The sequence below is a fragment of the Yimella sp. NH-Cas1 genome (assembly GCF_022359705.1).
Classification (GTDB): Bacteria; Actinomycetota; Actinomycetes; order Actinomycetales; family Dermatophilaceae; genus Yimella; species Yimella lutea.
The window spans coordinates 77,459-102,854 of record NZ_JAKSGG010000003.1 but is presented as its reverse complement, the minus strand read 5'-3'; the positions used below and the strand labels follow the sequence as shown (position 1 = coordinate 102,854).

26 protein-coding genes and 1 pseudogene are annotated in these 25,396 nt (G+C 67.3%); 12 read left to right on the top strand and 15 right to left on the bottom strand.

The annotated features are described in order from the left end of the window. Positions 1–25: 25 nt before the first annotated feature. From MF407_RS00855 to MF407_RS00845, 3 genes are all read right to left on the bottom strand, one after another. On the bottom strand, positions 26–514 hold the full coding sequence (locus MF407_RS00855) for an OsmC family protein (RefSeq protein ID WP_129625428.1): 489 nt from the start codon (positions 512–514) through the stop codon (positions 26–28). Continuing rightward, positions 511–1,332 (bottom strand): alpha/beta fold hydrolase, encoded by an 822-nt coding sequence (locus MF407_RS00850; protein ID WP_239700761.1) that lies wholly within the window; start codon positions 1,330–1,332, stop codon positions 511–513. The genes MF407_RS00855 and MF407_RS00850 overlap by 4 nt, the downstream gene beginning before the upstream one ends. Before the next feature lie 91 nt (positions 1,333–1,423). Beyond that, positions 1,424–1,942 (bottom strand): NUDIX domain-containing protein, encoded by a 519-nt coding sequence (locus tag MF407_RS00845; RefSeq protein WP_168990209.1) that lies wholly within the window; start codon positions 1,940–1,942, stop codon positions 1,424–1,426. Between the two features lie 101 nt (positions 1,943–2,043). On the opposite strand from MF407_RS00845, the pseudogene MF407_RS00840 reads away from it, so the two are divergent. The 3 genes and pseudogenes from MF407_RS00840 (at position 2,044) to MF407_RS00830 (ending at position 4,199) form a co-directional block, all read left to right on the top strand. Then, positions 2,044–3,066 (top strand): annotated as a pseudogene (locus MF407_RS00840) (ATP-dependent 6-phosphofructokinase). Between the two features lie 9 nt (positions 3,067–3,075). Then, complete coding sequence (locus tag MF407_RS00835; protein ID WP_129625426.1) at positions 3,076–3,639, top strand: dienelactone hydrolase family protein; 564 nt, start codon at positions 3,076–3,078, stop codon at positions 3,637–3,639. Continuing rightward, positions 3,636–4,199, top strand: a complete 564-nt coding sequence (locus tag MF407_RS00830; RefSeq protein WP_239700758.1) for a GNAT family N-acetyltransferase — start codon at positions 3,636–3,638, stop codon at positions 4,197–4,199. Before MF407_RS00835 ends, MF407_RS00830 begins: the two co-directional genes overlap by 4 nt. Positions 4,200–4,209: 10 nt before the next feature. On the opposite strand, the gene MF407_RS00825 is transcribed toward MF407_RS00830, so the two are convergent. From MF407_RS00825 to MF407_RS00815, 3 genes are all read right to left on the bottom strand, one after another. Then, a complete protein-coding gene (locus MF407_RS00825) occupies positions 4,210–4,941 on the bottom strand; it encodes a dienelactone hydrolase family protein (RefSeq protein WP_168990208.1) in 732 nt (243 codons plus the stop codon). 515 nt (positions 4,942–5,456) lie between these two features. After that, a complete protein-coding gene (locus MF407_RS00820; protein WP_129625423.1) occupies positions 5,457–5,750 on the bottom strand; it encodes an antitoxin in 294 nt (97 codons plus the stop codon). A gap of 44 nt (positions 5,751–5,794) precedes the next feature. Beyond that, entirely contained in the window at positions 5,795–7,168 is a 1,374-nt protein-coding gene (locus MF407_RS00815) for a TIGR01777 family oxidoreductase (protein ID WP_239700756.1), read from the bottom strand. A 131-nt stretch (positions 7,169–7,299) separates the two neighbouring features. Here MF407_RS00815 and iolD point away from each other — a divergent pair, with 131 nt between their 5' ends. After that, on the top strand, positions 7,300–9,216 hold the full coding sequence (gene iolD / locus MF407_RS00810; protein ID WP_239700754.1) for a 3D-(3,5/4)-trihydroxycyclohexane-1,2-dione acylhydrolase (decyclizing): 1,917 nt from the start codon (positions 7,300–7,302) through the stop codon (positions 9,214–9,216). A gap of 6 nt (positions 9,217–9,222) precedes the next feature. On the opposite strand, the gene MF407_RS00805 is transcribed toward iolD, so the two are convergent. Further along, on the bottom strand, positions 9,223–9,963 hold the full coding sequence (locus MF407_RS00805; protein WP_239700751.1) for a GntR family transcriptional regulator: 741 nt from the start codon (positions 9,961–9,963) through the stop codon (positions 9,223–9,225). Between the two features lie 92 nt (positions 9,964–10,055). Here MF407_RS00805 and iolC point away from each other — a divergent pair, with 92 nt between their 5' ends. Genes iolC through MF407_RS00785 form a run of 4 tightly spaced genes read left to right on the top strand, consistent with a single transcriptional unit; the run spans position 10,056 to position 14,390 of the window. Then, complete coding sequence (gene iolC / locus MF407_RS00800) at positions 10,056–11,021, top strand: 5-dehydro-2-deoxygluconokinase (RefSeq protein ID WP_129625419.1); 966 nt, start codon at positions 10,056–10,058, stop codon at positions 11,019–11,021. Further along, complete coding sequence (locus MF407_RS00795) at positions 11,021–12,001, top strand: deoxyribose-phosphate aldolase (RefSeq protein ID WP_239700748.1); 981 nt, start codon at positions 11,021–11,023, stop codon at positions 11,999–12,001. The genes iolC and MF407_RS00795 overlap by 1 nt, the downstream gene beginning before the upstream one ends. Continuing rightward, positions 11,995–12,894, top strand: a complete 900-nt coding sequence (gene iolB, locus MF407_RS00790; protein ID WP_129625418.1) for a 5-deoxy-glucuronate isomerase — start codon at positions 11,995–11,997, stop codon at positions 12,892–12,894. The genes MF407_RS00795 and iolB overlap by 7 nt, the downstream gene beginning before the upstream one ends. After that, positions 12,891–14,390 (top strand): CoA-acylating methylmalonate-semialdehyde dehydrogenase, encoded by a 1,500-nt coding sequence (locus tag MF407_RS00785; protein ID WP_129625417.1) that lies wholly within the window; start codon positions 12,891–12,893, stop codon positions 14,388–14,390. Before iolB ends, MF407_RS00785 begins: the two co-directional genes overlap by 4 nt. Before the next feature lie 66 nt (positions 14,391–14,456). On the opposite strand, the gene MF407_RS00780 is transcribed toward MF407_RS00785, so the two are convergent. After that, the gene (locus tag MF407_RS00780; RefSeq protein WP_129625416.1) at positions 14,457–15,458 is read right to left on the bottom strand and encodes a P1 family peptidase; all 1,002 of its coding nucleotides are present in this window, start codon (positions 15,456–15,458) and stop codon (positions 14,457–14,459) included. A 59-nt stretch (positions 15,459–15,517) separates the two neighbouring features. On the opposite strand from MF407_RS00780, the gene MF407_RS00775 reads away from it, so the two are divergent. After that, positions 15,518–16,423: a GNAT family N-acetyltransferase gene (locus tag MF407_RS00775; protein WP_239700746.1), complete on the top strand. Its 906-nt coding sequence runs from the start codon at positions 15,518–15,520 to the stop codon at positions 16,421–16,423. An 86-nt stretch (positions 16,424–16,509) separates the two neighbouring features. Here the strand turns inward: MF407_RS00775 and MF407_RS00770 are convergent, their stop codons facing one another. Then, complete coding sequence (locus MF407_RS00770; protein WP_129625415.1) at positions 16,510–17,115, bottom strand: hypothetical protein; 606 nt, start codon at positions 17,113–17,115, stop codon at positions 16,510–16,512. A 69-nt stretch (positions 17,116–17,184) separates the two neighbouring features. Between MF407_RS00770 and MF407_RS00765 the strand changes: the two genes are divergently transcribed. Together MF407_RS00765 and MF407_RS00760 are read left to right on the top strand one after the other, a co-directional pair. Next, positions 17,185–17,661, top strand: coding sequence for an RNA polymerase sigma factor (locus tag MF407_RS00765; RefSeq protein WP_129625414.1), 477 nt, complete (start codon positions 17,185–17,187; stop codon positions 17,659–17,661). Then, entirely contained in the window at positions 17,658–18,245 is a 588-nt protein-coding gene (locus MF407_RS00760; RefSeq protein WP_129625413.1) for a methylated-DNA--[protein]-cysteine S-methyltransferase, read from the top strand. The genes MF407_RS00765 and MF407_RS00760 overlap by 4 nt, the downstream gene beginning before the upstream one ends. A 20-nt stretch (positions 18,246–18,265) precedes the next feature. On the opposite strand, the gene ppc is transcribed toward MF407_RS00760, so the two are convergent. From ppc to MF407_RS00735, 5 genes are all read right to left on the bottom strand, one after another. Next, the gene (gene ppc, locus MF407_RS00755; protein WP_129625412.1) at positions 18,266–21,043 is read right to left on the bottom strand and encodes a phosphoenolpyruvate carboxylase; all 2,778 of its coding nucleotides are present in this window, start codon (positions 21,041–21,043) and stop codon (positions 18,266–18,268) included. A 68-nt stretch (positions 21,044–21,111) separates the two neighbouring features. Beyond that, a complete protein-coding gene (locus tag MF407_RS00750) occupies positions 21,112–22,158 on the bottom strand; it encodes an alpha/beta hydrolase (protein ID WP_129625411.1) in 1,047 nt (348 codons plus the stop codon). Positions 22,159–22,161: 3 nt separating this feature from the next. Beyond that, on the bottom strand, positions 22,162–22,395 hold the full coding sequence (locus tag MF407_RS00745; RefSeq protein ID WP_129625410.1) for a pyridoxamine 5'-phosphate oxidase family protein: 234 nt from the start codon (positions 22,393–22,395) through the stop codon (positions 22,162–22,164). 133 nt (positions 22,396–22,528) lie between these two features. Continuing rightward, positions 22,529–22,672, bottom strand: a complete 144-nt coding sequence (locus MF407_RS00740) for a hypothetical protein (RefSeq protein ID WP_168990207.1) — start codon at positions 22,670–22,672, stop codon at positions 22,529–22,531. A 59-nt stretch (positions 22,673–22,731) separates the two neighbouring features. Beyond that, entirely contained in the window at positions 22,732–23,490 is a 759-nt protein-coding gene (locus MF407_RS00735) for a fructosamine kinase family protein (protein WP_129625409.1), read from the bottom strand. Between the two features lie 92 nt (positions 23,491–23,582). Between MF407_RS00735 and MF407_RS15765 the strand changes: the two genes are divergently transcribed. Then, entirely contained in the window at positions 23,583–24,530 is a 948-nt protein-coding gene (locus tag MF407_RS15765) for a phosphatase domain-containing protein (RefSeq protein ID WP_129625408.1), read from the top strand. A 2-nt stretch (positions 24,531–24,532) separates the two neighbouring features. Here MF407_RS15765 and MF407_RS00725 read toward each other — a convergent pair whose 3' ends face one another. After that, positions 24,533–25,324: a helical backbone metal receptor gene (locus MF407_RS00725; protein ID WP_239700745.1), complete on the bottom strand. Its 792-nt coding sequence runs from the start codon at positions 25,322–25,324 to the stop codon at positions 24,533–24,535. Positions 25,325–25,396: the final 72 nt, after the last annotated feature.

The following is a 25,396-nucleotide window of genomic DNA, read 5'->3' as shown; positions in this document are numbered from 1 at the left end:
GCGTCGTGGCGGGCGACTGCCGACGTCAGGCGTCGATCACCTCGACGACCGTGTGCTCGCCGTCGTCGGTGACGAAGGTGGCGCGCACGGTCATCCGTGATCGCAGTGAACGGGCGATGAAGCACTCCTGGTGAGCGATCCGCACCCAGCGCTCCCACTTGTCCGGTTGCTTGCCGCCGCTGATCTCGATGACCGGGTTGAGTCGGATCTTGTTGACCCACAACGGTCTTTCGTCGTTCGCCATGACCGCTTCGGCGTGGTCGACGTACGAACGCACGTCAGCCCGTGCGCGTGCTGCGACGGCGAGGAAGGACAGCAGTTGGCAACTGCTGGCTGCGGCGAGCAACAGTTCTTCGGGGTTGGTCAGGCTGGGGTCGCCACGGAAGGCGGGGTCGGAACTGAGGGTCAGATGATGTTTGCCCACGACGTCGATCTGGTGTTGCCGTGAGTAGTCGTCGTACCCGGTCGCCGTCGTCCCTTCCCACCGCAGAGAGGTCGAGTAGGAGTGGTTCACGCGGTCGCCGACATCGTCGAGGCGGCCGGTGCACGTTCGGCCAGTTCCACGGTCTCTTCGATGACTCGCGTGATCAACTCGGGTTCATCGAGCATCGGGACGTGCCCGCAGTTCGGGAGGGCGACGTGCCGCTGGTCGGGCAGCCGCTTGCGCGCTCGGCCGGCCTGGCTCGGCAGCAGCAGACGGTCCTTGTCACCCCAGGCGATCGTGGTCGGCACCTGAGGAATCGCCTTGTAGTTCAAGCGCATTCCACCGACGAAGCACGGCCAGAAGCCCTTCGACCGACGCAGGTTGAGCGTGTCGGCGTAGGCATGCTCGGCGGTGAGCCGTTCGGGGTGCGCGTACAGCGAGCTCATCGAGATCCTGCGCAGCATCGGCTTCTGGCTGAACAGCCGAATGATCGGCAACGGTGCGTGGCTCGCCGCCTTCATCGACAGCAGCGCGGCACCCGCGACAGCGAGTCCGGTCGGCAGATAGAACCCGGCCGGCGAGATGGCCGTACAACTCGCGACCGAGCCCCGAGCGGCCAGTTCCAGGGCGAGGTTTCCCCCGAGCGAGTTACCGACGACGTGCGGGCGCTCGATACCGAGGTGCTCGAAGAAGGTTTCGAGTTGAGTCATCCAGCTGGCCATCCGATAGGTGTCGGGTTTCTGCGGCGGCGGCGACTGTCCGAACCCGGGCAGGTCGATCGCGATCACGTCGTGGTGCTGCGCCAGTCGGTCGTACACCTCGAACCAGGCGGTGCGTTGGTGGCCGATGCCGTGGATCAACACCACCGGCTCACCGGCGCCCTGGCGTCTGTAGGAAATCGTGCTCACGGTGCTCGCTCCTCGCTCGGGTTCAAGTTTTTCGACCCTAGCGGCTCGAACGAAGGCGCGATTGTCGCGACTTACGCCCCGGTACGCGGCACTACCGGGGCGTAACGCGCGACTGTCGCGCTTTGCGCCCGGCGGCATCCAGATCGACGCAGGTGACGAACTCGCCGACGAAGTCGTAGCCGATCGTCGCCGTGACCACGTCGCCGCGCAGCACGTTAGGCAGCCAGATGCGGTCGTCGTCCCACATGTCCGCGTACGGGATCTCGTCCAGCGGGCACCAGAACGGCGACAACTCAGCTGACGCCTCGGCCTCGCCCGTCCAGCGCTCGATCATCACCAGCGAGACCCGGAACGGCGTCCGCTGCGGGTCGGCCCAGGTGAACAACAACTCCCCCACCGACCGCGCGTCCCGGACATCCGCACTCAGGGACGTCTCCTCCGCCAGTTCCCGTACCGCCGCTTCGAGCGCGGACTCTCCCGCTTCGAGCTTCCCACCGGGTGCGATCACCTTGCCCTCGCCGAACCCCCGCAGCTTGCGACCCAACAAAACCCGTCTCCGCTCCAGGTCGACGACCAGCGCAAGGCACATGTCGATCGGTTGCTCGGTCACCTGCGAATCCTTGCACCCCGCGCCGAATTCGCCGACTCGCATTTTGAGCAGGCTCGCGGGGCGGTTTCGCCGACCGGCGGGTAGCGGCCATGCTTGACCACGTGAACATCGGCATTCTGACCAGCGGCGGCGACTGCCCCGGCCTGAACGCAGTTATCCGTGGTGCGGTGATGAAGGGCGACCGCATCTACGGCGTCAACTTCCAGGGCATCCGCGACGGATTCCGTGGGCTCGTCGAGGACGACATCCGCCCCCTGCCCCGCCACGACGTTCGAGGGCTCTCCCGCACCGGCGGCACGATCCTCGGCACCTCCCGCATCGGGCCGTTCGGCGAAGGTGGCGGCGGCTCGGCTCGGGTGAAGCAGGTGATGGAACGCAACGAGATGGACGCGATCATCGCCATCGGTGGTGAAGGCACCCTCACCGTCGCGCGAATGCTTCACGATGACGGCATCAAGGTCGTCGGCGTGCCGAAGACCATCGACAACGATCTCTCGGCGACCGACTACACCTTCGGTTTCGACACTGCAGTGTCGATCGCGACCGAGTCGATCGACCGGCTGCGCACCACCGCGGAGTCGCACCACCGCTGCATGGTGGTCGAGGTCATGGGACGCCACGTCGGTTGGATCGCCCTGCACGCCGGTCTCGCCAGTGGTGCACACGCGATCCTCATCCCCGAGCAACCGGTGAGCATGGAGCAGATCTGCGGATGGGTGGAATCGGCGCTCGACCGCGGCCGCGCACCGCTGGTCGTCGTGGCCGAAGGCTTCATGCCGGACGGTGCGGAGATCGTCCGCGATGCCCTCGACGGCTTCGGACGACCCCGCCTCGGCGGTGTCGGCGAATGGCTCGGCCCGATCATCGAACAGCGCACCGACATCGAGACCCGGGTCATGACGCTCGGTCACCTGCAGCGTGGGGGCGTGCCGACATCCTACGACCGGGTGCTCGCCACCCGGTTCGGGCTGGCCGCGATCGACGCCGTGATGGACTCCAAGTGGGGCCACATGGTGTAGCTGCGCGGCATCGACATCGAAACCGTTCCACTGGGCGAAGCCACCGCCGACCTGAAGTCCGTGCCCCAGAGCCGCTGGGACGAAGCCGCCGTCCTGTTCGGCTGAGGAGAAGACATGACCCATATCCTGCTGCTGCACTCCGCCCTCGGCCTGCGACCGGCGGTGCGAGAGTTCGCCGATGCGCTCACCGAACGCGGCCACACCCTCGTGGTGCCCGACTACTACGACGGCCAGGTGTTCGACGACGAGGAGTCGGGCGTCGGATACCGCGACCGCACCGGCGCCAAGGAACTGTTCAAGCGGATCCTGCCGGTGGTCGAGGAACTTCCCGCGGACGCCGCACTCGCTGGGTTCTCGCTGGGCTCGGCCTTCGCGCAGACCCTCGCCGCGACCCGGCCCGAGGCCGCCGGCGTGATCCTGATGCACAGCGTCGCGGCGCCGTTCGGACGGTGGCCGGGTGCGCCGGTACAGGTGCACCGCTACGAGTCCGACCCCTGGATCGAGCAGGACGACCTCGACGCGTTGCGTGCGTCGGTCGAGGCCGAGGGCACGTCCTTCGAGGACTTCGTCGTCCCCGGCCGCGGCCACCTGTTCACCGACGTCCATGGGCCGGACGGCGACGGCGAGGCGACCGCCGCCACGATCGACCGGATCGACGCGCTGCTGACCCGTCCGTGAAGGTCACCACCTGGACGCTGGAGATGCGTTCACCGGACGACCTCCGTGGCCCGGACCAGCTTCCCGAGGGCTTGACCGTCACCGAATCAACTTCGGTGACACCGGAATTCGCTCGCTTCCTGTACGGACTGGTCGGCGGTCCGTGGCGCTGGACCGACCGCCTCGATTGGTCTCGTCAACAGTGGTCCGAGGACCTCGCCGCGCCCGGCACTCGTTTCCTGATCGCCTACGCCGACGGCGTTCCACAGGGCTACCTGCAACTCGGTGCGTCGTCGATCGGGCAGACCACGGACATGGAGATCAAGTACTTCGGACTGGTGGAATCGGCGATCGGCCGTGGACTGGGGTCGGCGCTACTCACCCGAGGCATCGAGCGCGCCTGGCAGACAACGGGGTTGCCGAAGGTCTCGCGTGTCTGGGTGCACACCTGCTCGCTCGACGGACCTGCCGCGCTACGCACCTACCGAGCACGCGGGCTGAACGTCGTCGACGAGGTAGTCACCGACGAGGACTACCCCGATCAGCCGCTGGGCAGCTGGATGTCAACCGGCGGCCGGTGATGCCGACGGATCAGGCGAGGTGCAGCCGCAACATCGCCAGCGAACGCTGCCACAGGTCGCGAGCCAGTGCCGACTGCGGCCCGACTGCCGCCAGATCACGCAGCGTGTTGAGGTTGCCCGGGTACTTCTTGGCGCAGAACGGCACTCCCGCACGGCGCATCGCTGCCCGTAACTCGGGCAGACCTTCTGCGGCCGCCGCGTTGTCGGCCGCGTAGAAGCTGACCGCTGCACCCTTGATGTTCTCGACCAGGTCGATATCGGTGGCCACACAGTCGTAGGACAGTGCGAGGCGAACCCGAGAATCGACCGCCGCGAGCGCGAACGCGAGTCCCCCGCCGGTGCCGTAGCCGATCACCGCGATCCGGGTGTCGACGCCCGGTTCCTTCGCCAGCTCCCCGACGGTGGCACGCAGGGCCTTCATCACCCAACGCTCGTAGTCGGGGCTCTGCATGACGGCCATGACGTCGCCGACCGTCGGGTCGTCGGCAAGGTCGGCGTCCTGCCAGGCCTGCTCCGCGCGCGCGGCCGCCTGCGGGTCGAGGCCGAGGCCCGCGACGAGTTCGGGGACGAGGACGACGTAGCGCTCGTGAGCGAAACGGCGCGCGAGTTCCATGATGGTCGCGTCCGACTCGCGCAGCCCGGGCAGCATCACAATGCCGCCGCGTACGCTTCCACCCGGCGCCACGCGGTGGGCGCTCAGGGGCATGGTCGTCGCAGCGGGTCTCAACGTCTTGCCTTTCATCGATCTACGGCCAACTGTCCCAGGGTAGGACCGTCGACGCATCGCCGGGCGGGAGTCGCACAACGACTTGGAACCTTCTGTGCAATGACTTTGGTCTCGAGCCCGGGTCCGGTACGTACACGTCCGACAAGGGAAAGCTCGTGCTGAAGGACGCACCGCGACCTGGACCAGCGGTCTGCGGGCACGCGCCACCGTCAATCGGGACGGCGCCGGATCCGTGCTGGACCGCACCGGACTCATCGCAGTCACCGCGGACGGGTCAGTTGCGTGCGCGACCGAGCGCCTGGCGTTCGTGGGCTCGGACGGACGCCGCGGCGAGGCGAACACCGGCGGCGCCATCTTCATCGACCGGTCCGCAAAGAGCACGACCGTCGGCAAGCCCGGGCGACCAGGGCAAGATCATCGGCCGTTACAACGTCCGCAATGTCGGCGGACGCACCTCGGTGGACGCGTTCATCCCGGCCGCGCCCCATCAGGGGACGCGGTCTCGTCGAGCGCGCTGTGGTGCGCCGTGATCAGCCGGCTGCGGGCGGCTGCGTTCCGGGTTGGGTGCCCGCCTGGGTGCCCGGCTGGTTCGGCTGCGGAGCCGCAGTGGTCGGCGGCTGCTCGCCACCCTGAGGCTGCGCGGGAGCGTCCGGCACCCCGAGCTGGTCCTCGAGGGCGTCTGCGCCCTGCCTCACCTTGCCGGCGTACTTGTTGCCGGTCTTGGCGTTGACCGCGGCCTCGGCCTTGTCGATGCCGTCGCGCACCTTGTCGGGGTTCTTCGCGGCGTAATTCTTCGCCTTGGCGATGATGCTTGTGAAGTTCATGCTCCGGATCCTAAATCCACCCGATCGGGTGGTCGATCGGTGACTCAGTCGGTTCGGCCGAGTTCGTGCTGCAGCGCCTCCCGCAGGCCAGGGTGTCGGAACCTGTGTCCGGCGTCGATGAGCGCGGCGGGCACGACGCGCTGGCTGGCGAGCGCCAACTCCCGCGCTCCGCGTTGGCCGAGCAGCACCTGTGGGCCCACCTTCGGCACCGCGAGCGAACTCGGTCGGGAGATCACCGACGCGAGCACCTTGCTGAACTCCTCGTTGCGAAGTGGCTGCGGGGCAACGGCATTCACCGGACCGGCGAGCACATCGTCGAAGATCGCGCGGTGATAGACGTCGATCAGGTCGTCGATGGCGATCCACGACATCCACTGCTGCCCGTCACCAAGACGACCGCCCAGGAAGGCCTCGTACAACGGACGAAGGACGGCCAGCAGGCCTCCGCGGGCCGACTGCACCAAACCTGTGCGGACCAGCACGGTCCGTACACCTGCGTCGGAGGCCGGCGAAGTCGCCTGTTCCCACCCACGCACCACACTGGCCAGGAAGTCGTCGCCCGACGGGCTCGACTCGTCCAGCAGTTCGTCGGTGTGCTCGGAGCCGTAGAAACCGATCGCGGATGCGGAGGCGAACACCCGCGGACCGCCGTGCTGCACGATCGCCTCGGCCAGCCGACGGGTCGGACCGACCCGACTGTCGTGCACCTTGCTCATGTGCTCGGCGGTGAACCTGCCGGCGATCGTCTCGCCGGCCAGGTGGACCACCGCGTCGACCCCGTCGAGGATCGCCGGGTCGGGGGTTTCGAGATCCCAGTGCCGCTGCTGGTGGATCGCGTCGGGATCGGGTTCGCCACGCACGAGGTGGATGACCCTGTGGCCACCGGTCGAAAGGAACGCGGTCAGCGCCGTCCCCACCAACCCGCGCGCGCCGGTGATCGCGATGGTGCTGGGTTTCGCCTCCCACTGCCGCGCGGCAGCCGCGTGAGCGTTCAGATCGTCGGTCACCTGGCGTCCGCGGTAGCGGAACATCGGGGTGAGCACTGACTTCGGGACGCGGGTCGTCACTTGGTCGATCAAACGGCAGGACGCGTCGTCGCCCTCGAAGCGATGCAGGTGCGTCCACCCGGTGATCGCCGAAAACGGCTGGGACACACAGTGATCGCCGAACTGACTCCCCTCGATGTAGTCGTCGGGCTGGTGCTGGGCCACCCACCGGCCACGGGGCACGGACGCCGTCGCGACCTTCGCTTGGAGCACCGCTCGGCCGTCGGCCAGACTGCGCGCTTCCTCCAGTGGTTGCAGAGGTGTCCACGGAGCCGCCAACCGGTGGAAGGCACCCGGACGGGCGAACCAGTCCCAGACCTCCTGCCTGGAATGAGGGACAGGAACGGTGAACGCGTGCGTTCTGGTCAGCATGCGACCAGTGTCCCACGCGGGCCGCCCTCCGTCCGTTCACGCGTCCTGAGGCCCCCGGCCCGCCGGGCCCAGTTGTTCAAATGTCAGAACAAGGCCGATAACCTGGCTTGACCGTCCCGAGGGGAGCACCGATGAGCTCGAGTTATCCGTACGCCCACGCGCCCACCGTTCGCCTGACGGTCGGCCAGGCACTCGTCCGCTTTCTGACGCAGCAGTACTCGGAGAGGGACGGCGATGAGCGGCGTCTGATCGCAGGTACATTCGGGATCTTCGGACACGGGAACGTCGCCGGCGTGGGCCAGGCCCTGCTGCAGAACTCGGTCGATGCGAAAGAAGACGACGCGATGCCGTACTGGCTGATGCGCAACGAGCAGGGCGGGGTTCATGCGGCCGCAGGGTTTGCGAAGGAGACGCGGCGCCGCCAGACACTGGCCGTCACCACGTCCATCGGCCCCGGCGCGACGAACATGGTCACCGGCGCCGCCCTCGCGACGACCAATCGACTACCGGTACTGCTGTTGCCGTCCGACCAGTTCGCCACCCGCTACCCCGACCCCGTGCTGCAGCAATTGGAAGACCCGCGTTCGCTCGACATCTCGGTCAACGACGCATTCAAACCGGTCTCACGTTTCTGGGACCGGATCAACCGTCCGGAACAGTTGATGCCCTCGCTGCTCGCTGCCATGCGGGTGCTGACCGATCCGGCCGAGACCGGTGCGGTGACGATCTGCCTGCCACAGGACGTGCAGGCCGAGGCGTACGACTGGCCCCAGGAGTTCTTCTCCCGCCGGATCTGGCACATTCCCCGACCGGCCCCCGACCCGACGGCTCTCGAACGAGCAGTCGCCGCGATCAAGGCTGCCAAGCGACCCCTGATCGTCGCCGGCGGTGGCGTCGTCTACTCGGAGGCGAGTGAGGTCCTGCGCGAGTTCGCCTCTGTCACAGGGATTCCGGTGACCGACACTCAGTCCGGCAAGGGTGCGATCAATTTCGACCATCCGCTGGCCGTCGGTGGAGTCGGCTCGACCGGCAACTCCGCGGCGAATGCGCTCGCTGCGCAGGCGGATCTGATCATCGGCATCGGCACCCGGTACTCCGACTTCACCACCGCGTCACACACCGCGTTCGCGCGTCCGGACGTGAAGTTCGTGAACATCAACGTGCAGGCCTTCGACGCCGCGAAGAACTCGGCGACGATGGTCGTGGCCGATGCCCGCGCCGCGCTCGTCGCGTTGCAGGAGCAGATGGCGGGGTGGCACACCGACGACGCGTATCAGCAGGAAGCAGCGGGGCTCTGGGACGAGTGGAACGACGTCATCGAGCAGTGCTATCACCGCGGTCACGAGCCGCTCCCGGCACAGACCGAGGTGTTCGGTGCACTCAACGACGAACTGGCCGAGCGCGACGTGATCATCAATGCGGCGGGTTCGATGCCGGGCGACCTGCAGTGCCTGTGGCGCGCGACCTCGCCCGACCAGTACCACCTCGAATACGCCTACTCGACCATGGGATACGAGATTCCGGCAGCGCTCGGCGTCCGCCTCGCGATCGGCGACGAAGACCGGAATGTCGTCGCCGTCGTCGGTGACGGTTCCTACCAGATGATGCCGATGGAACTCGCGACCATCGCGTCCGAAGGCATCAAGGTCATCGTCGTGCTGCTCGACAACGCGGGCTTCGCCTCGATCGGTGCACTGTCGGAGTCCGTCGGGTCGCAGCGCTTCGGCACGAAGTACCGGATGCGGGACGCGTCCAGCGGGCGTTTGGACGGGGCTCCGGTGCCGTTCGACCTCGCGGCGAATGCGGCGTCCTGGGGTGTGAAGGTGGTGCGCAGCGACGGAATCGAGGAGTTCCGCAGCAGTCTGCGTACTGCGCTGGACGGCGAGGAGTCCGTGGTGCTCTACATCGAGACCGACCTCACCGGCCCCAATCCCCCGGGTTCGTCCTGGTGGGATGTACCGGTCAGCGAGACTTCCACCTTGCAGTCGACCACAGCTGCGCGTGCGGCGTACGAGCAGGGTAAGCGCGATCAGCGCCATCACCTGTGACGGTGCTCAGCTCTTGTGGACGGTGATCTCGATGGCGTACTGGTCGGCGCGGTAGACGTGGTCGCCGTATTCGACCGGTGCGCCCGACTCATCGAACGCTCGACGGGTCATCGTCAGCAGCGGTTCGCTCTTGTCGGTGCGCAGCATCGAACGTTCCTTGCCGGTCGGACGCCGGGCACCGATGCGCTGTTTGCCGACCACCGGACGCACTCCGGCCTCGCGCAGCAGCGCGTACAGGCCACGGTCGACCAGTTGCCGCTCGTCGAACTTCGCCGCTTGCGGCAGCAACCAGTTCGACAGGATCGACAGGGGGACGTCACCGGTGTATCGCAGACGCCGCACGAACACCAGGTCGGCATTCTTCGGGACGCCGAAGAACTCGGCAGCCACCGGCGAGTGAGCAGTGCGGTCGAAGTCGAGCAACTCGGTGCGTGGCTCCTTCCCGGAGCGGACGAGGTCCTCGTAGAGACTGGTGAGCTCGTCGCGGCGGTGGATCACCTCGTTGGCGACCGTCGTCCCGATGCCTCGGCGCCGGGTGACCAGGCCACGCTGCACCAGCTCCGCTATCGCCCGGCGCACCGTCGGGCGGGACAGGTCGAGCCGTTCGGCCATCGCCAGTTCGTTCTCGAACGGATCGCCCGGTTTGAGCGACCCGCTCTCGATGGCAGCGGTGAGCTGCTGGGCGAGTTGGTAGTACAACGGGACTGGGCTCGCCCGATCGATGACCACCGGCACTGTCTCAGCCATGGGCCGATCATAGACAGCAAAGGTCATTCGGACGTAAAAATGTCATTACATTGCAGGTTCACCCGTCCGGTCCCCCGAGAAGGGCATTCGTCGTGACCTCGTCCGCACCCGACCTGCTGGCCATCGGCCGGCTCGGCGTCGACCTGTACCCGCTCACCAGCGGCGTCGGCCTGGAGGAGGTCGACACGTTCGGCAAGTTCCTGGGTGGCAGCGCGGCCAACGTCGCGGTCGCCGCCGCGCGGTACGGACGCACCTGCGCGCTCATCTCCCGGACCGGAGACGACCCGTTCGGTCGTTACCTGATCAGGCATTTGGAGGAGTTCGGGGTCGACCCCTCCGCCGTGACGCCGACCCCGGAACTGAAGACACCGATCACCTTCTGTGAGATCTTTCCGCCCGACGACTTCCCGCTCTACTTCTATCGCGAGCCGATCGCACCCGACCTCACGATCGATCCCGCGCAGATACCGGTCGAGCAGGTGCGGGACGCCCGCGTGTACTGGTCGACGGTCACCGGCCTGTCCCGCGAACCCTCGCGCGGAGCGCACTTCCACGCCTGGGGTGTTCGAGAGCGGCGCCCGCTCACCGTGCTCGATCTCGACTGGCGACCGATGTTCTGGCCGTCGCCGTACGACGCCCGCGCGATAGTCGGTGAGGCACTCGCGCATGTCACGGTCGCCGTCGGCAACCAGGACGAGTGCGAGATCGCGGTGGGTGAGACCGATCCGACCAGAGCTGCCCGGGCTCTGCTGGATCGTGGGATCGAGCTGGCGATCGTGAAACAGGGTCCGCGTGGGGTACTGGCGATGACCGCCGGCGAATGCGTGGAGGTGCCGCCGTTGCCGGTCGACGTCGTCAACGGCCTCGGTGCGGGTGACGCGTTCGGTGGGGCGATCGTCCATGGGCTTTTGTCCGGCTGGGATCTGGAACGGATGCTGCGTTTCGCGAACGCCGCCGGCGCGATCGTCGCTGGTCGACTCGAGTGCTCGTCCGCCATGCCGAACACTGCCCAGGTCGAGGCTGCGCTGGCAGCGGGCGCCGTGCGTCAGGAGGGATGATGAAACTGTCCGACAACGAAATTCACCAACTGACCCGCCGACGGATCAGCGACCCGGACGCGATCGCATCTGCCTGGGCGGCGCGTGGGCGCCGCAAAGGCCCGGACAGTCGGCTCCTCATCGTCGCCGCCGATCACCCGGCCCGTGGCGCGCTCGGGGTGCGCGACAACAACGACGCGATGGCGTCCCGACCTGAACTGCTGGGCCGGCTGGTGACGGCGCTGGCGAACCCGCGTGTCGACGGCGTGCTCGCCACGGCCGACGTGTTGGAGGACCTCCTGTTGCTCGGAGCGCTGGACGACAAGTTGGTCATCGGGTCGATGAACCGCGGCGGCTTGCAGGGGGCCGGCTTCGAGTTCGATGATCGGTTCACCGGGTACACGGCGGCGCAGATCGACGATTTCGGACTGGACGGCGGAAAGACACTTGCTCGAATCTGCTTGCAGGACAGCGGAACCGTCGCCACTCTCCAGGCGACAGCACATGCTGTCGACGAGCTGGCAACCCGCCGCAAGATCGCGATGATCGAACCGTTCTGGTCGGAGTTCGGCACTGACGGCCGTGCCCGCAACATCCTCACCGCCGACGCGACCATCCGGTCGATGCACGTGGCGTCCGGTCTCGGAGCCACCAGTGCGTACACCTGGCTCAAGGTGCCGATCGTGCCCGAGATGCACCGTGTCCTGGAGGCCACCACCCTTCCGACCCTGCTACTCGGCGGCGACCCGACGACCGGTTCGGATGAGAGGTACGCCAGCTGGGAGGACGCGCTCAGCGCTCCGTCCGCGGCCGGGCTGGTGATCGGTCGCGCGTTGCTCTTCCCGCCGGACGACGACGTCGCCGCGGCCGTCGACGTCGCGGCTCGCCTCGTCCACGGCACCGGACCTTCATCGAGTGGCCGGGCTACGGACGAGTGGCCGGGTTATACCCCGGCCACTGGTTCACAGCCCGGCCACTCGGCGAAAGGGACTGAATCATGAATTGGCACAGGCCCGCCGGGTCGATCAGCGACGAGCAGTACGACGTCGTGGTGCGACCGGGTAGCGACGCCTGGCGGCACACCGGGCTGCTGGTGGCGACGCTCGATGCCGGCGAGTCACGCACGCTCGAGACCGGTGACGACGAGTACATCGTGGTTCCGCTGTCCGGCCTCGGTGTCGATGTGTCCTGCGACCCGGATCAGGTCCGGCTGATGGGGCGAGCCGACGTGTTCCAAGGTCCGAGCGATGTGGCGTACGTGCCCCGTGGCCGAACTCTCACCGTCACCGCGTCCGAGCCGAGTCGGGTGGCGCTGTGTTTCGCGCCCGCGTCGTCCGATCAACCGTTCGCTGTCATCGACAAGGACGCCGTGCCGGTCGAGCTTCGCGGCGCCGGCAACTGTTCTCGGCAAGTGCACAACTTCGGCACTCCCGCTGCGCTGCAAGCGGATTCGATCATCTGTTGCGAGGTGCTGACGCCGTCGGGCAACTGGAGTTCGTACCCGCCGCACAAACACGACGAGGAACGCCCCGGCGTCGAGACCGAACTCGAGGAGATCTACTACTTCGAGTCCCGCATCGCCACGGGTGGCCCGGCCGAGGCCGAACCGCACGGCTACCAGGCCGTGCACGGCACGGCCGATCGTCCGATCGAGGTCAACGCCCGTGTCGTCTCCGGCGACGTCGTGCTGGTGCCGCACGGCTGGCACGGGCCGTCGATGGCCCCGCCCGGGTACGACCTGTACTACCTGAACGTGATGGCCGGACCCGGCGACGAACGGGCGTGGCGCATCTGCGACGACCCGGCGCACACCTGGGTCCGCGACACCTGGACCGACCACCCGATGGACCCCCGACTTCCCTTCACCGGACCGACACACGAGGAAACGCCATGAGCACGCCCACCCGGATCACCCACCTCATCGGCCACCAGGAGTTCGACGGTTCCGCCGAGCGCACCAGCGAGGTATACAACCCCGCCACCGGGCAGGTCACCGGAACGCTCGACCTCGCGTCCGCCGAAGTGGTCGACCGCGTGGTCCAGCACGCCGCCGCAGCTGCGAAGCAGTGGGGATCGACCTCGCTCGCGAAGCGAACGCCGGTGTTGTTCAAGTTCCGCCAGCTGCTGGACGAGAACAAGGAGCGAATCGCCGAAATCATCACCTCGGAGCACGGCAAGGTCACCTCGGACGCCCTCGGTGAAGTGACCCGCGGCTTGGAGGTCGCCGAGTTCGCCTGCGGCATCCCGCAATTGCTCAAGGGCGGGTACTCCGAGAATGTGTCGACCGGGGTGGACGCCTACTCGATCCTGCAGCCCCTCGGCGTGGTCGCCGTCATTTCGCCGTTCAACTTCCCGGCGATGGTGCCGCTGTGGTTCGTGCCGATCGCGGTCGCGTGCGGCAATGCCGTGGTGATCAAGCCGTCCGAGAAGGACCCGTCCGCCGTCGTCGAGGTCGCGAAGCTCTGGAAGGAAGCCGGCCTGCCGGACGGCGTCATGAACGTCGTCCACGGTGACAAGGAGGCTGTCGACGCGCTGCTCGATCACCCCACCGTGAAGGCCGTCTCGTTCGTCGGTTCGACCCCGATCGCGAAGTACGTCTACGAGCGCGGCGTGGCGACCGGCAAGCGGGTTCAGGCTCTCGGCGGTGCGAAGAACCACATGCTGGTGCTGCCCGACGCCGACCTCGACCTCGCTGCCGACGCGGCCGTGAACGCGGGGTTCGGTTCCGCCGGTGAACGGTGCATGGCGATCTCCGTGGTCGTCGCGGTCGACTCGATCGCCGACGAGTTGATCGAGCGGATCAAGAGCCGGATGGCCGGACTGAAGACCGGTGACGGTTCGACCGGCTGCGACATGGGTCCGGTCGTCACCGCGCAGGCTCGCGACCGGATCACCGACTACATCCAGGCCGGCCTGGACGCCGGTGCCCGCCTGGTCGTCGACGGTCGCGACGGGGAGTTCCACGGCCCGGACGAGGGCTTCTTCGTCGGACCGACGTTGTTCGACGAAGTCGGCACGGACATGTCGATCTACACCGACGAGATCTTCGGACCGGTGCTGTCGGTCGTCCGGGTGCAGAGCTACGACGAGGGTCTCGACCTCATCAACTCATCCGAATACGGAAACGGCACAGCCATTTTCACCAACGACGGCGGTGCTGCTCGCCGCTTCCAGAACGAGGTCGAGGTCGGTATGGTCGGCATCAATGTGCCTATTCCGGTGCCGGTGTCGTACTACTCGTTCGGTGGTTGGAAGTCGTCGCTGTTCGGCGACAGTCACGCGTACGGCGTCGAGGGCGTTCACTTCTTCACCCGCACCAAGGCCGTCACCTCTCGCTGGCTCGACCCCTCGCACGGTGGTCTCAACCTCGGGTTCCCGCAGAACGACTGACCGGAGTCAGGGCTTCTGAAGCGTTGCGGGAAACCCCCGTGAGCGAATATCGGGTGCGTTCAACACCTACTCGACCTGGCTTGCGACGTGGTGGTCGCGGTAACTCGGCATGCCGGCTTCACTCTCGGCGTGCCACATCGCGTGGCCGACAGCGCGGGTGACGCAATCCCCGGCCGCTGTGAGCAGGGCGTGAAAACCCATGCCGTCCGGCGCTTCTCGGGTCGTCGTCGACACCGCGAACACGGTGTCGCCGTCGAACATCGTGTGCACGGGATTGATCGCCCGCGCCATGCCATCGTGGCCGATGCCGGCGAGTTTCTGACACTGCGCCTTTGTCAAAGTGGCGTCGGTCGCCACCACGGCGAGCGTGGTCGCGGTGCCGACGGCCGGTGTCTGCGGCGGTGGGTCGTTCGGATGCACCGGTACCTGCGCGAACTCGTCCGGCAGGCCCTGCCGCGCCGCGTACAACTCGCCGGTGCCCGGGACGACCGTGCTGCCGACGGCGTTGACGACAACCAGGCAGCCGACGGTAGTCCCGTCGTCCAGCACCACGCTCGCCGAACCGATGCCACCCTTCAAACCGCCTGCACGCGCGCCGGTTCCGGCGCCGACTGCGCCCTGGCCGACGGCCGAATCGGTCGCTGCGGCAAGCGCATCCGCGCCGAAGGACGCGTCCGGCCGGGCGTTCGAGTCACCGCCGCGGCCCAGGTCGAAGATGACCGCAGCGGGCACGATCGGCACCGGCACCTGTCGTCCGGCCGCTTCCACCGGCAGGCCGATGCCTTCGGCGGCGAGCGACTGCATGACACCATCCGCAGCGGCGAGGCCGAACGCGCTGCCACCGGTGAGGACAATGGCGTGCACCCGCTCGACCATGTTGCGCGGGTCGAGCAGATCGGTCTCGCGGGTACCCGGTCCCCCACCGCGGACGTCCACGCCGCCGACGGCTCCGTCGTCGGGCATACGGACCACCGTCGTCCCGGTCAACCATCCGTCAGCGCGCCGGGTGGCATGGCCCACCCGAATGCCGTGGACGTCGGTGAGCGAGTTCGTGGTTCCGGGGCGCATGGATCCAACCGTGGCATATCCGGATGCGCCGCGACCGCCGCGGGAGGATGCTTGGCGACATGAGCATCGACCTCCCACCTGGCCTCACCAGCCGCCCCCTCGTCCCCGACGATCTGGACGCTGCCTTCGTGGTCTATTCGGAGGCCGAGTTCGCCGACACGGGGAAGCCCGGCATCGAGGTCGAGGACATCGAGGGCGACTGGGCCAGGACGAACTTCGATCTGTCGTCGCAGAGTGTCGGCGTCTTCGAGGGCGAGCGCCTGGTCGGGACAGCAGAGGTGGCCGACGGCCGTAGAGCCGATGCCGCTGTCCTTCCCTCCCATCAGGGGCGTGGCATCGGGTCGTGGTTGGCGCGATGGAGCGAGGAACAGGCGAAACGCGACGGGGGCACGCTGGTCGGGCAATCCCGGTTCGGCGACAGCCCGGGCGAGACGCTGCTACGCGGACGCGGTTACGAAACGCTCTGGACGTCGTGGGTGCTCGAGCTGTCGCCCGAGAAGGAGGTTGCCGAACAGCCTCTCCCCCAGGGATATTCGATCCGTGGACTGGTGCCCGGACAGGACGACCACATCGCATATCAGGTGGTCGAGGACGCGTTCAACGAGTGGCCGAACCGTAACCCGCAGACCTTCGACGACTGGTCCGTGCGGTTGCTGCGTCGCCGCGGGTTCGAGCCGTGGCAGATGCGGTTGGCCATCGACCACTCGAACGAGGTCGTCGGGGTGGCAGCCCTGCTGATCGATTCGGCCGGCGAGGCCTACATCGACCAGCTCGCGGTGCGAGGCGACCAGCGCGGACTCGGGCTGGCACGAGCCCTGATGGCGGACGCGTTCCGGCTCGGTCGGGAGAAGGGCGCCGTCCGTTTCGGGCTGTCGACCGACTCGCGCACCGGCGCGCTGGGGCTGTACGAGAAGGTCGGGATGCACGTCACCCAGACCTGGTACCACCTGGCGAAGCAGATCTGACCCTCGTCAGAGTGTCGCGCTCATCGCCTCGGTCTCCTTGTGCAGGAGGCCGACGATCACGCTCCTCGTCACGCAGCAACCCCAGGTCAGTCGACGGCGCCGGTTCCGGCAACCTCCCGAGCCGAATGGCCGAGGACCGGCATCAGCCGGTCGATCGACCAGCCAATACCTGCGGCCAGGATCAACGTGCCGATCCCGACCGTCGCGCCGCAGAGCCAACCGACCAGCACGCACAACCCCTGGAAGATCGTGTAGCTCCACTTGAACGGTACCGGCGGGTCGAACGCCAGAGCCGCAGCTTCGGTCGGACCGGCGCCGAGATCGGTCGCCAGGTACGCCGCGACGCCGATGCACAGCACCACGTAACCGACGGCGAACATCCCGATCCGGGCCGACAGATCGTCCGGAGTCGGCATCACCTTGAGAAAAGCACTGACCGACAGGCCGACGACGACGAGTTGGCAGACAGTGCCGATACCGGGCTTCTGCCCGCGTAACCAGGCCAGGGCGACCAGCACAGCGGCGCTGATCCAGCTGACCACCGCGAAGTCGACACCGGTCGCGTCCGTGAGACCGCTCATCAGCGTGGAGTAGCCGTCCGAGCCCAGCTTGGCGGCCAGCAGGAAGGTGACCCCCAGACCGAGGACGATGCAGCCGATCGGAAGTTGCAGAGCGCGGCGGATCGGGGACACGCCCTGCAGACTATGTGTCGACCGACCTCACGTTCGCGGTGGCCGGGCCGTCTTTCGAAAGTGATGACCATGAAGCAGCCGTTCGACCACGCCGTGCGCGAGCACGGCGACGTGGTGCTGCGGGTGTGCCGGGCGGTGCTCGGCCATCACACCGCGGCGGACGATGCCTGGTCGGAGACCTTCCTGTCGGCCATGCGTGCCTGGCCGGATCTGCCGGACGACGCGACCGTGCGCGCCTGGTTGGTGACGATCGCCCATCGCAAGGCGATCGACGTCGTCCGGCGCGAATCACGTCACGTTCTGGTGTCCGATGTACCGGACGCACTGGACGACAACGGTTTTCCGTCCGAGGACGATCGGGAACTGTGGGCGCGAGTCGCGGCGCTGCCGGATCGGCAGCGGCAGGCCATCGCGTACCACCACCTGGCCGGGCTGTCCTATACCGACGCCGCTTACCTGATCGGCGGATCAGCTGAAGCTGCGCGGCGCGCAGCCGCCGACGGCATGAAGAAACTACGCATCATGTATCGCGAGGAGGAGTCATGAACCAGCTGGACGACCTGCGCACCGACCCGGCGCACCTGGAGATGTTGCGCGCTCACCTCGCGGATACGGCAGGGGACGAGGTCGAGGTCGCCTACCGCACGGTCGACTCCCCCGTCGGTGAATTGCTTCTCGCCACAACGACTTCGGGACTGGTTCGGGTCGCTTTCGAACTCGAGGACTTCGACACCGCGCTCGTGATGCTGGCAGCGCAGATCAGCCCACGGGTGTTGCACGCTCCTGGTCGACTGGACGAGGCTGCCCGGCCGCTGGAGGAGTACTTCACCGGACGTCTGCGCGCCTTCGAGCTCCCGCTGGACCGCTCGCTGTCCCGCGGTTTCCGCGCCCGCGTGCACGAGTACCTGCCGTCCATCCGTTTTGGGAGCACCGAGTCGTACAGGCAGGTCGCCGAGCACGTCGGCAAACCCCGCGCCGTCCGGGCGGTCGGCACCGCGTGTGCGATGAACCCACTCCCGATCGTGGTGCCCTGTCACCGGGTGCTGCGCTCGGACGGGAACTTCGGCGCCTACCTCGGCGGCACCGAGGCGAAGCAGACCCTCCTCGATCTGGAGTCCGGTACCCGCTGAGCGGCTCTCCGCGAAACCGGTCAGCCGGAGTTGCGCAGGGCTGTGGCCAGACCGTTCATGGTGAGCAGGATGCCGCGGCGCACCTGTTCGTCCTCGTCCCCGGCGCGGTAGCGAGCAAGCAACTCGACCTGCAGGTGGTTCAGCGGCTCGAGGTAGGGGAAGCGATTGAAGACCGACCGCTTGAGGGCGGTGTTGTCCCAGAGCAGGTCGTCGTGACCGGTGATCGCGGCGTACATGCGCAGCGTGCGCGCGTGCTCCTCGGTGATCTTGCCGAAGACCCGCTCGCGCAGTGCTTCGTCGTCGACGAGGCGCGAATATCGTTCGGCGATACCGAGATCGGACTTCGCCATGACCTGCGCCATGTTCGAGACCACGGTGCGGAAGAAGGGCCAGTGCTCGTAGTAGTGCTTGAGCTTGGCGAGCTTGGTCTCGTCGCCGTCGATCCAACGTTCCAGCGCGGAACCGGTGCCGTACCAACCCGGCAGCATGACGCGGGCCAGCGACCAGCTCATCACCCACGGGATCGCCCGCAGGTCGGAGATCTGCTCGGTGGGTTTACGGGACGCCGGACGCGAGCCGATGTTCAGCGCACCGATCTCGGCGACCGGGGTGGAGGTCTTGAAGTACTCGACGAATCCGTCTGTGTGGTGGACCAGTTCGCTGTACGCGTCCCGGGCCAGGGCCGCCAGTTCGTCCAGATCACGGTAGGCCTGATCGGTGTCGTCCAGCCCTTCGATGTCGAGCAGCGACGATTCGAGGGTGGCGGCGACGAGAGCTTCGAGATTGCGGTACGCGAGCGCGGGCTCGGCGTACTTGGCGGCGATGATTTCGCCCTGCTCGGTCAGTCGCAATGAGCCACGGACGGCACCCGGAGGCTGGGCGAGGATCGCGTCGTAACTCGGGCCGCCGCCGCGTCCGACGGTGCCGCCGCGTCCGTGAAACAGGCGCAGACGGATGTCGAATTCCGTTGCCACGTCGACGAGGTCGAGTTCCGCGCGGTAGAGCGCCCAGTTCGCGGCGAGGTATCCGCCGTCCTTGTTGGAGTCGCTGTAGCCGAGCATGACCTCCTGCAGACCGCCCTTCGAATCGACCAAGGCGCGGTACGCGGGCAGGGCGAGGGCCGCCCGCAGGGTGGTGGCCGAGACCTGGAGATCCTCGATGGTCTCGAACAACGGCACGATGTTCACCGAGCAGGTCGCGCCGTCCGTGTCCGGCACGTAGAGACCGGCCTCCTTGAGCATGACGGCGCATTCGAGGATGTCGGAGACACTCGTACACATCGAGATCACATAGTTGGGAATCGCTTCCGTACCAAAGGTTTTCACCGCGTCCGCGGCGGAGGCCACGATCGCGAGTTCGCCGGAGGTCTGCTCGGAGAACTCCGCGCCACGACCGACCAGCGGTCGCCGGGAGCTGAGTTCCTGCACGAGCAACTCGACCTTCGCGTCCTCGTCCAGGGCGGTGTAGTCGTCGTGCACGCCCGCCCACGCGAACAACTCGGCGATGGTCTCTTCGTGCACGTCGGAGTTCTGCCGCAGGTCGAGCCCGTACAGGTGGAACCCGAAGGTGCGGACCGCCTCACGAAGACCGGCGAGTTCGGCGTCCGCGAGCAGGTCGTCGTGGTTGGCACGCAACGAGTCGTCGACGACGTTCAGGTCGTCCAGGAACTCCTGCGCCTGCGCATACGGCGCAGCTCCTTCGACCTCGATCGCACCGTCGGCGGGGCGACCGAAGAAGTTCTCGTAGGTGCGCTCCAGCCGTCCGCGGATCCATCGGATCGCGCGACGGTAGGGCTCATCGTCCCGCTCGTCCTCGGTGTTGAGGTCGGCCAGCGTCGTGAGCGAATCACTGGTCGGAGCGAGTCGTTTCGACAACGACAGGCTGACCTCGAGGCCGTCGAGTTCACGCAGGTAGTGGGCGAGTGCGGTCTGGGATGCACGTCGTGAGGCCGTGGCGACGACGTCGGCGTTGACGTTCGGGTTGCCGTCCCGGTCGCCACCGATCCACGAGCCGGCACGCAGCATCGGCTCCTCGAGCAGATCGGCGCCCGGGTAGAGCTCGTTCAGCTCGCGACGCACCTGCGCGTTGATGCGCGGCATGACATCGAACAGCGATGCCTCGAAGAAGCGCAGCCCGACCTCGATCTCGTCCTCGATCTGCACACGCTTCAACCGGATGAGCGCGGTCTGCCAGAGAGTGATGATCTGGATCTTGATGTCCCGCAACGCATCCCGCTCTTCCTCTGCGTTGAGGGTCATGCGCTCGCGGGTTCGCATGATGCGCTTGATCTTGCTCTGCGCCTCGAACACGGTGCGGCGCCGGGTCTCGGTCGGGTGCGCGGTGACCACCGGGACGACCGTCGCGTCCCGCAGCGCGCTCTCGACCTGGCGGTTGTCGAGGTGCGCAGCCTGCAGTTTGGGGAAGGTCGCCGCGAGCGAACCGTCGATCGGTGCCTCACCCGCGTTGACGTGCACGGCGCGACGACGCTCCCGGTGCAGGTCTTCGGCAAGGTTCGCGAGCAGCGCGAACAGGCTGAACGCCCGGATCACATGCAGCGCGTCCTTGGTCGACAGGTCGTGGAAAAGCTCTGCGAAACCCTCGCGATCGACCTCCTGGCGCCGGACGGCGAAGGCCTTCTTACGTGCCTGCTCCACAAGTTCGAAGACTCGCTCGCCCTCCTGCTCGCGCACCACGTCGCCGAGCATCCCGCCGAGGAGGCGGATGTCGTTGCGAAGTGGTTCGGTCGCGGCGCGGCCCTCGTCGGTCGCCTCGAACACCATCTGCGGCTGGTCGATCATGCCGCCCAGTATGGTCGCGACCGCCCGGTAACCGAGACGCCCTGTTCAGCCCGCGGACGCGACCTTCGTCACGTCGAGACGACACCCAGTGCCTGCCGCAACGCCCCGAGCGCTTCGGCGAGGTGCTCCCTGCTGGTGCGGGCGAGGGGTGAGTTGACCCAGGGATGCACTCCCCCGGCGACCACCCGCAGCTGCACCTGGTTACCGGCTGCCTGCATGGCCTCGGCGTAGGCGATGCCCTCGTCGCGCAGCACGTCGAAACCGGCGACGCCGACGTACGCGGGCGGCAGGTCGGTGAGGTCCTGCGCCAGCAGTGGTGAGACGCGCGGGTCGGTCGCGTCACCGTCCGGACCGATGTAATGGTCCTGATACCAGTCCATTTCGGACGACGTGAGGAAGTATCCCTCCCTGAACTTCGCATAGGAATCGGTGCGTCGCGACAGGTCGGTGACGGGCACGAACAACAGCTGGAAGGCCGGTTGCACCGCGTCGCCGCGGGTCTGCTGGGCGATCACCGCCGACAGGTTGCCGCCGGCGCTGTCGCCACCGACGGCGATACGGCGGGGATCGACACCGATCTCGGACGCGTGCTCGACGGCCCACCGGAACGCGCCGATCGCGTCGTCCACGGCTGCCGGGAAACGGTGTTCGGGCGCGAGCCGGTAGCCGACATTGAGGACGGCCACCTGAGCCTGGTCGCAGATGCGGCGACAGAGTCCGTCGTGCGACTCGATGCTGCCGAGCACCCAACCGCCGCCGTGGAAGTAGACCAGCAGCGGGAGCTTCGGGTCTTCGGACGGCTTGTAGAGACGAGCCGGAATCGACGCGTCCGGCAGATCGAGGGTGAGGTTTTCGACCTGCCTGACCTCGACCTGTGGACCGGCAGACACGAGCGACTCGTGTTCGAGCAGGTCGCGGGCTTCCTGCAGGGTCATGCCCGCGTACTCGGTCGCCCCACCGAGTTCGAGCATTCTCAAGCCCACGGCGAAGTCGACATCGAGGGTCCGACCGTCCGCCGTCGGCGGCTTACCGGCGATCGCCCGCTTCACCACTCGGGGCAACTTGGCACCGCCGTTGAAGACGGCCTTCTCGATGCGCAAACGCTGATCGCTCACGGGTCAGTCCTTGTCGGCGAGGCGCGTCGGGAAGCCACCGGTGGCGATCGGGCCGGTGCGGTCGATCGTGATCCGGATGCGCGACTTGCCCTGGTCGTCGACGCCACCGGTCACCGGCGAACTCTGCAACGAGCCGTCGCGGCGGAACGTGGTGAGCACCATGGTGGGCCGGGAGCGGACGAAATCGAGCACCTCCTGCAGTGGACGTCGGTCGGCAGTCGCGATCTCGCGGGACATCTCAGGCTTCCTTCCGTCGGTGCGGTCAGTATCGCCGAAAGTTCGCGAGCGCACGCCGCAAGGTCGAAGTCTGCACGACCGGGGAAGCAGGGACGGCAGGCCCCGACCACGTGCGGACCGCCAGAGTGAGGACTCAGTCGAGGCTCACAGGATCTGCGTCCGGACGCCACCGTTGCGCGTAGGTTCGCAGCACCCGCAGCTTGTGCACATCACTCTTGTGCGCCTCGGCGAGCGCCACCCGCAGGCGGCACAGAGCAGCATCGACCGCCTCGTCCACGTCCTGTTGCGGCGAGCGTCCCAGCTCAAGGCGGTTCCGGCGTGGCCCGCGGCGGACTATCAGGCGATCCGACGTGCTGCTGCGATCGTCCGTGCCGCGTACCCGCCGCCGAACAGCAATGCGTGCACAGCGAGCGGATACAGCTGATGCAGCGCCACCCGATCGCGCCAACCGTCCGCCAACGGATGTTCCTCCTCGTACGCGGCGATGATCCGCTCGAGGTGCGGGGTGCCGAAGAGGGCCAGCATCCCGAGGTCGGATTCCCGGTGACCTCCGTGCGCCGCCGGGTCGATCAGCACCGCGCCCTGCGCCGTCCACAGGAGGTTGCCCGACCAAAGATCGCCGTGGATGCGCGATGGTCCGTCGTCTGTGTCGAAGTCACCGGACGACACACGATCGGCGACGCGCTCCAGCAGCTGCGCCTCGGCTTCGGAGAGAGCGCCGGACGCCACGCATCGTCGGGTGATCGGCAGGATGCGCTGCTGCGCGTAGAACTCGCCCCAGCCCAGTGTCGGCTTGAGCTCCAAAGGGATCGGTTCCGACAGTGGTCCGAAGTAGCCGTCCCCCTCCCAACCGTCCGGGGGTGAACCGAACGCATCCGCTCCCGCATCGTGTGTGCGGGCGAGGGCGCGTCCGAACTCCTCAGCCGCCTGCGCCGTCGGAGCCACCTCGGTGAGCTCGACGAGGTCGAGGTGATGCTCGCGCACGTCCAGCACATCGACGACCATCACGCCGGCGGCGTCCGCGAGCCAGCGCAGACCGGCGGCTTCCCAACGAAAGAATCCGGTCGGCGCGGAGGCGCTCTGCTTACGGAACATCGACCCAGCCTGACATCGACGGGCTGCAGCCACACCTGCGCCACCGAGCACGACATCATCGAACGGGCACGTCCACTCTCGGGAGGAACGCAGTGAGCGAAGAGCACGTCGACCGGATCCACCGGCTGCAGGAGGGGTGGACGCGACGGCACGAGGAGCGGGAGATCGTCGACATCTTCTGTTCCGTGCACGGCGAGGAACTGACGCAGCTGAAGAACGCGCTCAACCGGCGCGACGATCATCACGACCTCGAGGAACTGATCTTCGGCGACATCGACGACGAGTCGGTGCGCGAACGGGTCCTCGATCACTTCGCGGCGCAGGCCGAGCCGCTCGGACGACTCGGGGTGAAGGTGCTGTCGGACATCGACGACACCGTCTTCCCGATGATCCACGAGACGCGTTACCCCCACGGCCACTTTCTGGTTCCGGGATCGCTGGCCTTCCTGCAGGCCCTGGACGACGGTCCCACCGAGTCGCCGTGGTCACGCGGCGACCTCACGTTCCTGACCGCGCGGCCCGAGATCGCGTTCGGTCTCATCGAATCGAACTCCAAGGACGTGCTGCGCAAAGCGGGGGTCGCGAGTTCATCCCTGCTGGCCGGCAGCCTGATGAACCTTCACTCGAAGGACGCCATGGCGGACGGCAAGGTGGCGAACTTCGCGCACTACCGCAAGCTCTTCCCCGAGTACGGCGTCGTGTTCGTCGGTGACTCCGGCCAGGGCGACGTCCTGGTCGGACAACGCGTCCGGACCGATTATCCGGACGCCGTGTCGGCGGTGTTCATCCACGATGTCGTCGGCACCCCGGCCGCTCGACGCGAGGAGTTGGCGGCATCCGGAGTCCACGTTTTCGAGACATACATCGGTGCAGCCATGAAGGCGTACAGCCTCGGCCTGGTCTCGCTCGACAACGTGAAACGGGTTGTCACAGAATCACTTGCCGCGCTCGACGACATCGATTGGGAGACCGCCGAGCAGGAGGCCTCGACCAGGAAGTTGTTGCAGCGCGACGCCGACGAGGCGCTCGCGCTGGGGTGACGTCAGCGCCGCAGCACGGCGGGAAGAGTGCGAGCTGCTTCGACCATCGCCGGTCCGTACCAGGTGATCAACCGGCCGCTGATCAGTTTCGTGGGAACCTCGACGAAGGCCTCCGGGCCGTCGTCGGCCGTGAAGACGTACGGCTCGTCGGGCAGCAGCACGAGATCCGCGCGGCTCGGGTCGTCGAGATCGGCCAGGTCGGCATGCGGGTATCGGCCCTCGGCGCCGTCCGGAACGACCACGTCACAGCCGAGGCACTGGAGGAGGTCGGCGGTGTACGTCGGCCGCCCGACCACCATCCACGGATCGCGCCAGATCGGCACAACCACTCGCCGAGTGTCCGCAGAACCGCCGACCTCACCCGAGCGTCCTGCGGACATTCGCCACAGAGCGTCGGCCTCGTCCAGCCAGCCGGGTGCCCCCCAGCCGAAAGCTTCGGTGAACAATCGGCGCATCGAGTCCAGCGCCTGCGGCACGGTCTCGATGTCGGTCACCCAAACGGCAATCCCGTGATCCCGCAGGCGCTTCACGTCGAGCGCGCGGTTCTCTTCCTTGTTGGCGACCACCAGGTCGGGTGCCAACTCGGCGATGGCCGCAACGTCGGGGTTCTTCGTGCCTCTGACGCGCGGCACATCGAGGTCCGCGGGATGGGTGCACCAGTCGGTGGCACCGACCAGAGCCTGTGGACGGGTCGCCGCGATCGCTTCGGTGAGGGAGGGGACGAGGCTGACGACTCGTTCGACCTCGTCGGGGAGGTCGACGTGGAATCCGAGATCGTCGATCTGTGTTCGCACCCGCCCGACCCTACTCAGCGCGCGATCGGAAGTGGCCGCGATCACGACCACTTGCGTTGACTACGGGTGTAG